The sequence below is a fragment of the Enterococcus sp. AZ156 genome (assembly GCF_051714165.1).
GTDB classification, from domain to species: Bacteria; Bacillota; Bacilli; order Lactobacillales; family Enterococcaceae; genus Enterococcus_B; species Enterococcus_B pernyi.
Genome location: NZ_JBIORI010000001.1, coordinates 2,736,740 through 2,745,000, shown reverse-complemented (window position 1 = coordinate 2,745,000; position 8,261 = coordinate 2,736,740). Strand labels below are relative to the sequence as shown.

General features: G+C 36.0%; 8 protein-coding genes (1 of these 8 cut by a window edge). 5 read left to right on the top strand and 3 right to left on the bottom strand.

Annotated elements, in window-relative coordinates; all coding sequences use genetic code 11:
* The 3 genes in view from IGJ95_RS13020 to IGJ95_RS13010 are tightly spaced (each overlapping or abutting the next) and all read left to right on the top strand, a layout consistent with a single transcriptional unit that may run on beyond the window.
* Positions 1-166: the end of a metallophosphoesterase family protein gene (locus tag IGJ95_RS13020; protein WP_104776342.1), read on the top strand. Its footprint begins 1,049 nt before the window's first position; the window shows 166 of its 1,215 coding nt (coding positions 1,050-1,215); its start codon lies off the left edge, out of view; the stop codon is at positions 164-166.
* On the top strand, positions 163-2,886 hold the full coding sequence (locus IGJ95_RS13015; RefSeq protein ID WP_438762074.1) for an AAA family ATPase: 2,724 nt from the start codon (positions 163-165) through the stop codon (positions 2,884-2,886). Before IGJ95_RS13020 ends, IGJ95_RS13015 begins: the two co-directional genes overlap by 4 nt.
* Positions 2,870-3,814, top strand: coding sequence for a 3'-5' exoribonuclease YhaM family protein (locus IGJ95_RS13010; protein WP_010734187.1), 945 nt, complete (start codon positions 2,870-2,872; stop codon positions 3,812-3,814). Before IGJ95_RS13015 ends, IGJ95_RS13010 begins: the two co-directional genes overlap by 17 nt.
* 341 nt (positions 3,815-4,155) lie before the next feature.
* Here IGJ95_RS13010 and IGJ95_RS13005 read toward each other — a convergent pair whose 3' ends face one another.
* From IGJ95_RS13005 to IGJ95_RS12995, 3 genes are all read right to left on the bottom strand, one after another.
* Positions 4,156-5,184, bottom strand: coding sequence for a peptidylprolyl isomerase (locus tag IGJ95_RS13005; RefSeq protein WP_062806095.1), 1,029 nt, complete (start codon positions 5,182-5,184; stop codon positions 4,156-4,158).
* A gap of 181 nt (positions 5,185-5,365) precedes the next feature.
* Positions 5,366-5,713, bottom strand: coding sequence for a YtxH domain-containing protein (locus IGJ95_RS13000; RefSeq protein WP_438762071.1), 348 nt, complete (start codon positions 5,711-5,713; stop codon positions 5,366-5,368).
* Complete coding sequence (locus tag IGJ95_RS12995) at positions 5,706-6,140, bottom strand: HIT family protein (RefSeq protein ID WP_062806097.1); 435 nt, start codon at positions 6,138-6,140, stop codon at positions 5,706-5,708. Before IGJ95_RS12995 ends, IGJ95_RS13000 begins: the two co-directional genes overlap by 8 nt.
* Before the next feature lie 135 nt (positions 6,141-6,275).
* Between IGJ95_RS12995 and IGJ95_RS12990 the strand changes: the two genes are divergently transcribed.
* Both IGJ95_RS12990 and IGJ95_RS12985 read left to right on the top strand, forming a co-directional pair.
* Complete coding sequence (locus tag IGJ95_RS12990) at positions 6,276-7,013, top strand: ABC transporter ATP-binding protein (RefSeq protein WP_438762069.1); 738 nt, start codon at positions 6,276-6,278, stop codon at positions 7,011-7,013.
* Positions 7,006-8,217 carry an ABC transporter permease gene (locus IGJ95_RS12985; protein ID WP_438762067.1) on the top strand — a complete coding sequence of 404 codons (1,212 nt, stop codon included), beginning with the start codon at positions 7,006-7,008 and terminating at the stop codon, positions 8,215-8,217. The genes IGJ95_RS12990 and IGJ95_RS12985 overlap by 8 nt, the downstream gene beginning before the upstream one ends.
* The last annotated feature ends 44 nt before the right edge of the window (positions 8,218-8,261 follow it).

Below are 8,261 nucleotides of genomic sequence, written 5' to 3'. Positions count from 1 at the left end.
AAATTACCAAACAAAAGAAGATTTTCAGCATATATTACAAGAAGCCTACACAAATCAAGAGGCAATCAAAGTGTTGGATCTTCTACCGGACTTTCAAGAATCTACGATACAAAAGGCCCAAGAAATCATTCGGCAAGACTTTTTGTTTGAGGGGGGTACTGAATGAATATTTTAAAAATCGAAATAGTAGCTTTTGGAAAGTGGCGTCAGCAAACCTTTGATTTTACCTCTGGCAATCAGTTGATTTACGGTGAAAATGAAGCGGGAAAGTCAACAATTTATCAATTTATTCAAGCAATCCTTTTTGGTTTTCCATCAAAAGGGAAGAAAAAGAAAGATTACACACCGAGAGACGGTTCTGCATATGGTGGGAAATTATGGCTGAATCATCCTGTACATGGAGAAATTTATGTTGAGAGATATAAACAACAAAATAGAGGTAAATCGAAGGTTACATGTAATGGCCAAAGTGGAAGTGATGAACTCTTAGAAAAACTACTTTCACCTTTGACGAAAGAGTTATTCCAGCAGGTTTTTACATTTCAACAAGAACAACTGAGTGAACTTGCTCATTTAACAGAAAAAGAATTACATGATGCGCTGATTTCATTAGGAATCACTGGAAGTTCTCATGTCTTTCAAAAAAGACAAGAATATTATCAATCAGCTGATAAGTTGTTTAAAAGAAAAGGTCAAAAACTAGTGATTAATCAGCGACTAAATGAATGGAAACAACTACAAGAAAAGATTCATCAAAAGCAAGAACAAGAGGCGATCTATAGTGAATGGATCATGGAGGAACAACGACTAGCAGAACAACAACAGCTCTTATTGCATGATATCGAACAAATCAATCAAAAACTTACGCTGTATCATCAACAAGAATTGAATTTCTCTTTATATGAAGAGTGGCAATCACTGAAAAAAAATATGCTAGCTGAAGTACCGGATGAATCACTAATACAAGATTTAGAAGTATTTACCAAACGTTATCAACAAATGAACGAACGTCTGGAAGAACTTGAGGCTTCGTTAGAGCGACATAGTGGGATGGATCAACAGTCTGCACGTTATTATTTTTATTTAGAACAAGAACAAGAGTTGAAAGCACTACAGCAAAAGCAATTTTCAACTGAGCAATTAATGGATGAGTGGCAAAGACTGCAAGTAGAGACAAGGGAAACAGCGTCAGAATTGAAAATCTTAGAACAACGTTGGCGCTGGGATCGATTGCAACGACCACAGGAATTTATTGATGATCCAGAGTGGCGTTCTTTGTATACGATGGCGCAACAATTAAATGATGAACACAGTCAGTTAGCGATTCGTTTTGATATTGTGAAGGAACAGCAACAAACACTAGAAGCAGAGATCAATGAATTAGAACTAGCCCATCCAACGCTGATCCAAACAAGACCGACCCAGGATGTTCCAGAAAAACAATCCTTTTTCAAATTTTACGTTAGTGCGTTAGTGTTAGCTGTGATTGGTTTAATCTTACCTATGCCCGGAAAAATATTGGGGCCATTGCTTGCTTTGGGAGTGGTTGGCTATACGTTTACTCGTAGAAAACCTAAGAACACTACAGACCAAAATTTGCCAGAAATCAAAGGGAAATGGCAAGAGAAACTAGGACAACTGGATATTGTATTGGCACAATTAGAAGAGATTACTCAAACAATCAATGAGAATAAACGAAAGCAACAAAAAATGGAACAATCAGTGGCTGATTTTGCCTATCATCACTCATTAGGAATAATGAACACGCTTGAAACGATGAAAAATGAGGGCCAAGAAGTAACAGATTATCAAAAGCTTTATGCTGTTTTCCAAAAAAAGCAACAACGAGAACGTGAGATACAGGAACAACTCTTACAGATAGATGGGGAACTTGACCTAGCAAAAGAATGGCTACCGCTCCAACATAAATCTCTCTCGGAAAAAATGGCGCTATTAACCACGTTCATCCAAGAGATGGAACAAATGAAATATGCTAGAAGTTATCAACAGAATACTTTATTGAAGCAAGAAATCAACGCATTGAAAAAGAAACAAAAAATGTGGTTGGAGGAATACAAAGAACAATTTATTAGAGCAGAACTTTCTTACCCATCAGAAGTACCGATTTTTTTACAAAAGGCGGAGCAAACGAAGCAACAACAAGCGCGTTTTGAAGAATTGACGCATATTCTTTCCCCAATTTTTAAAACTGTCATTACTTATAGCCAGTTGCAGACTCAGATTGCTCATGAATCCGAACGATTGCAAGAACTAAAGAGGGAAGAAAGTAGGAAGAGTGAGCAACGTCAACGTTTGCAGTTGCAAATTGAGGGATTACAACAAGACGGGACATTAGATGAGTTATATCAACAGGAAAGTCTACAAAAAGCACAACTACAAACTTTATTTGAAGAGTGGGGAGGCTTAGTGATTGCTGGGACATTTTTAGGTGATCTTTCGACAGAATTAAGTGAACGGCAATTACCACAGTTACTCAAATTAGCTGGAGACTATCTAAGTATCCTAACTGATCGACAGTACCAAGAAATACAATTGAAAAACGATACATTGACATTAACAAATGGTACAGATGAGTTTCCAATTTATGAACTATCGACAGGGACAAAGGATCAGATGATTATGGCGATGCGTTTTGCATATCTTGCTTTGGAAGCGAAACGTTCGATCTGTCCAGTGATCATTGATGATGGCTGGCTACACTACGACCATAAGAGAAAATACCGTTTAGCTAAACTACTAGCTGAATTTAGCAAAACCTATCAAGTAATCTGCTTGTCTTCTGATCAAGAAATGGTAAGCTATTATCATGAGCTAGAACAATCTGTGAGAAAGTTAGAAGGTGCAAATAGTGAAAAAAATACGTGAATTAGTCGTTGATGAACAATTCGAACAATTCGTTTTGATCAAAAATGCAGATGTAAGAATCGCTAAGAACGGTAAGAAATTTATTGCTTTTACATTTCAAGATACATCAGGAACAATTGATGGCAAATATTGGGATGCATCAGAGGACGAGATCAAAAAATTTACACCGGGAACAGTTGTCTTTTTAAATGGTAAACGCGAGGTCTATCAAGGAAACCCTCAAGTTAAAATCTTGCATATGCGTTTAACAAAAGTTGATGAACCGAGTGATCCCAGTTTGTACATGGAAAGAGCACCATTGAGAAAAGAAGAAATGGAAGAAGAAATCAACCAATTGCTATTTGAGATCACCAATGCACATTGGAATCGAATCGTACGTTATTTACTCAATAAATACCAAAAACAATTTTTTGAATATCCAGCAGCAAAACGAAATCATCACGCATTTGCTAGTGGATTGGCTTATCATACAGTATCGATGTTACACTTAGGTAAAGCGATTGCTGATGAATACCCTGAATTGAATCGCCCACTACTTTATGCGGGGATTATCTTACATGATTTAGGAAAAGTGATCGAGTTGTCCGGCTCAATGGCAACAGAATACACATTAGCGGGTAATTTAGTAGGGCATTTAGTTTTAATTGATGAAGAAATAACAAAAGCTTGTTTAGCGTTGAAAATCAGTGAGGAAGAAGAAGATGTGCTGATCTTACGTCATATGGTTCTATCACATCATGGATTGTTAGAATATGGTTCGCCTGTTCGTCCTCGAATCATGGAAGCGGAAGTATTACATCAAATCGACACGATCGATGCTTCAATGCAAATGATGACTACTGCGATTCGTCAAACAGAGCCAGGGAAATATACAGATCGAATATTTGGTTTAGATAATCGTAGTTTTTATGTACCAAAACAGAAATGATGGTAATTGTTGATTAGGTATTGAAAGATACGTAATAATTTATTGATATCATCTCACTAGTTTTAAAGAGATCAAGACGAAAGTATTTAGCCTCGATAAATAAGACAACACCCACGAAAGTAGTTTTTCAAACTTTTGTGGGTGTTGTCTTATTTCCGAAGAGAACTATGTCCCCAAACATTTTTTTATGAACCCAAAGAATGTTTTATTTTCCGTTAGTAGAGATGGATAATGAGAACTTATCGTATTCAAAAAAGTGGTTTAGGAAGAATTTTCTCTTCCTAAACCATTTTTTAAATACTTTCTAGCATTTATTTTTAATGTCTAGAAGCGTATAGTATTTATTCGTTTGTTGATTCAGTCGTGCTTTGCTCTGTTTCTGATGCTTCAGTAGAATCAGTTGATTTTGTTTCAGAACTCTTTGTTTCTGAGCTTTCTGTTGCTGAGTCTCCAGTTGAAGATGTACTTGTTGTAGCTGAAGTAAATGGTGTCAAGATGTTTTGGAATGCGTCATCTTTGATTTTTACATTCGCTTCTTTTAGTTCTTCACCGATTACTTTTGTTGTAAATTCGCTGTCATTCACTTTTGCTTGAGTCGCAATTTCTTCTAATTGATCTTTGAATTTATCCATGTCATTTCCTTTATCTTGGTTTTTCACCATTTTAACGACATAGTATTCTGTTGCATAAGTAGAAGGATTTGTTGCAGTGATCACATCTGAGATCTCACCGTCTTTAAGTTTGAAAGCAGCTTCTTTTACTTCAGATGGAACAGTTTGTGTTTCTGAATCAAACTTGATATTACCACCATCGTCTTTAGTTGTATCTGTTGATTTTTCTTTCGCTAGTTCTTCGAAATCTTTGCCGTCATCAGCTGATTTCTTAACTTCTTTTGCTTCGTCTTCACTAGCAACTTTAATGATTTGTGCTTCTACTTCTGGATGGAATGTTTCCCACGTTTTCTTCAAGTCTTCATCTGTCAATTTCACATGAGATTCGATCCCAGCTTTAAAGACAAGATTATTACGAAGGAATTCTTTGTAGCTTTCTTCTGTAAATCCTGCAGATTCTAATTGTGTCTCGAAGCTGTCACCATAAGTTTCTTTTGTTTTATTATATTCAGCATCTACTTCTTTATCTGAAACTTTATCATTGTATTTGCTATTGAATACATCATAGATCACCATTTGTTGAAGTAATTGTTGGTTAGTGGATTCAGATTTTGCTTTTTCATAAAAATCAGCAACGGTGATTGTGCCGCCTTTCATGGTTACGATATCCTTGTTTGTATCCCCGCCACCAGAACAAGCTGCTAGTGTTAGAATAGCTAACGCACTTGTCGCAGCTAAAATTATTTTTTTCTTTTTCATTTAAGTTTTGCACTCCTGTAATTTATTATTGGTTTTCACAAATATTACTATACCATATCTATGAGCGAATAAAAACGTTCTGACTGATAGTTTCAAACAAAATTCAAATTTTTGTCACATTCCATACATCTAGGTACATGAAAAAGACATATAGTTATCAAAAGCGCTTGATTTTTGATCATTATTGCACGTCTGTCAAGCTTTCAGGTAAACGTGCCGAAAGTTTTTCTACTTGTTCTTGGATTTGTATAACTCGTGGTTTTGCTTGGAATTTGAAATTTTCAAGGTCTTTTTCGATTGATTCTTGAAAAGGTGGAATAACAGTTTCAGCTGTTTTTTTTGTTTCAGATAACGCGTGTTTAAAATGATTTAAACTGTTATTTAATTCGTTGGTTAATTCAGTTGCTTCATCTAATTCTGCAATCAATTTCTCTCTGGTCTCATTTCCACTACGTGGTGCAAATAATAATCCTGCTGCTGCACCGGTAACAGCACCGAATACTAATCCTTTTAGAAAATTTTTAACCATGAATCGTCACCTGCTCTTTGATTTTTTCTTGGATAGCAGTCATTTCTTCCGTTGTATAATTTGCTTGATGGTTTCCAAAGTGAATGGAGAAGTCATCTTGTTTACTATAACGCGGAATTAAATGGATATGGGAATGAAATACAGTTTGATAGGCTAGTTCTCGATTATTATTGATAATATTTAAACCTTCCATTTCCGGAAATGCTTTTTCGATGGAACGAGCGATTTTTGGGATACGAGCAAAGACATCACTGGCTAATACCTCGTTGTAATCAAAGATATCAGTTACGTGTTCTTTAGGAATGATCAATGTGTGTCCTTTAGTTGATTGAGAGATATCTAAGAACGCATAGATTTTCTCGTCTTCATAGATTTTATAGCTAGGGATCTCTTGATTGATGATTTTACAAAAAATACAATTGTCCATATAAAAACACCTTTCTTCTATTCAAATTTCGTTACCTCAACTTTAACATAAGTTCGTGAGAATGCACGTAAAAAATAATTGGACGTGATTTGCTTCGTGGTATAATGAAGATAATATAATAACGGAGGAAGAAATATGAGTTTAAAAATCGAACATGTTACAGGTGGCTATGGTCATTTACCTGTTTTGAAAGATATCAGTTTTAACGTTCAACCTGGAGAAATGGTTGGGTTGATTGGTTTGAATGGAGCAGGAAAAAGTACAACGATCAAACATATTATCGGTTTGCTTGAACCAACGAAAGGCAAAATCGAGATCAATCAATTATCCCTTAAAAAGGATGTAGAAAATTATCGTAAACAAATTGGTTATATTCCAGAAACACCTTCATTATATGAAGAACTTACGTTAAAAGAACACATTGAAGTAACGGCGATGGCTTATAACATTCCAATGGATATCGCGATGAAACGGGCAGAAAAGTTGTTACACACGTTTCGCTTGTCCAATCGGTTAGAGTGGTTTCCAGCGAATTTTTCAAAAGGGATGAAACAAAAAGTCATGATTTTGTGTGCTTTTTTGATTGTACCATCTTTGTATATCATTGACGAACCTTTTCTAGGGCTAGATCCGTTGGCAATCAATGCTTTGTTGGAATTAATGGTCGAGATGAAAAATGAAGGATCGGGTATTTTGATGTCTACGCATATTTTAGCCACTGCTGAAAAATATTGTGACCGTTTTGTTGTTCTTCATGAAGGAGAAATCAGAGCAGATGGCACGTTAGCAGAGTTGCAAACTGCTTTTCGAATGCCGGAAGCATCCCTAGATGAAATCTACATCGCATTGACGAAGGAGCAAGGTTATGAATGATTTTTTTCAAAAAAGACTAGCAAAACATCATAAAAAAATGATGAAATATTTACGCTATGTATTCAACGACCATTTTGTATTAGTCTGTTTATTTTTGATTGGGGGTCTAGGCCTTTATTATTCTAACTGGCTAAAAACACTTGAAGCTCCTTTTTCGATGGGAGGTATCATCGTCTCATTGATTTGGATGATTTGCTTGATCGTTGGGAAAATCGCGACTTTTGCGGAGCCGGCAGATTTAGTTTTTCTTTTACCGAAAGAAAAAGAAATGAAAGGCTATTTGCAACGAGCTTTTCGTTATTCTTGTATTTTTCCTATGGTTTTTCTAGGATTAGTGTGTGGATTTGCGATGCCGTTAGTTGTGGTTTCAACGCAACAACCATTTTCGCTGTTTTTTGTTTATCTACTTATACTATGGAGTTTGAAGTCTAGTCATTTACAAGTGAAGCGAGTAGATTTTTATCGTATGGAAGAAACACGTAAAAACCTGTTTAAATATGGTTGGTGGGTCTCGTCATTTGGTATCTTACTTCTTTCTTTTTATGGGAATATTTGGTTGGGCTTGATTCTTTCATCTGTTCAAGCTGGGATCTATTATGGGTTCTTATGGAAAAAACTGTCCGCTCATTTGGACTGGGAAAAAATGATCCAATTAGAAAAACAACGTTTGCACCAAATCTATCAGTTCATCAATTTGTTTACAGATGTGCCGGAGATCACCGCGAAAGTCAAAAGACGCCGTTATCTTGACCCAGTATTACAAGGAATCAAGAAAGAAACGAAAAACACGTATCTTTATTTATTTGCTCGACGTTTTGCTAGAGGGTCAGACTTTATTGGCTTGTATGTACGTTTGACAGTGATTGGCTCGATCATTATCGCCGGAATCAACGATCTATACTTTACTTTAGGTATTGGCTCATTATTTCTATATTTGATTGGCTTTCAGTTATTACCTTTATATAGTCAGTTTCGCTATATGATCTTGGTCCAATTGTATCCTATCCCAGAGAGTCAAAAAAGTGAAGCACTCCAACGTCTTTTGACGTGGTTATTGACTTTTGTTGCTGTTTTATTTGGAGTGATTGCTGCTGTTGTTCTTGATGGAAATGAGAGATGGCTACCTATCTTGGCCTATCTTGTTGTCAACGGACTCTTGATCAAATGGTACGTGCCATCGCGGATCAAGAAGATTGCGGAGTAGCCTTGAGAAATCAAGCAGAAAAATTTTATTATTTTACGAGAATA

Excerpts from the sequence above, each read along its gene's own strand:
- IGJ95_RS13000 (WP_438762071.1), bottom strand. The coding sequence starts at position 5,713 with ATGGTTAAAAATTTTCTAAAAGGATTAGTATTCGGTGCTGTTACCGGT.
- IGJ95_RS13005 (WP_062806095.1), bottom strand. The coding sequence starts at position 5,184 with ATGAAAAAGAAAAAAATAATTTTAGCTGCGACAAGTGCGTTAGCTATT.
- IGJ95_RS12995 (WP_062806097.1), bottom strand. The coding sequence starts at position 6,140 with ATGGACAATTGTATTTTTTGTAAAATCATCAATCAAGAGATCCCTAGC.
- IGJ95_RS12985 (WP_438762067.1), top strand. The coding sequence starts at position 7,006 with ATGAATGATTTTTTTCAAAAAAGACTAGCAAAACATCATAAAAAAATG.
- IGJ95_RS13015 (WP_438762074.1), top strand. The coding sequence starts at position 163 with ATGAATATTTTAAAAATCGAAATAGTAGCTTTTGGAAAGTGGCGTCAG.
- IGJ95_RS12990 (WP_438762069.1), top strand. The coding sequence starts at position 6,276 with ATGAGTTTAAAAATCGAACATGTTACAGGTGGCTATGGTCATTTACCT.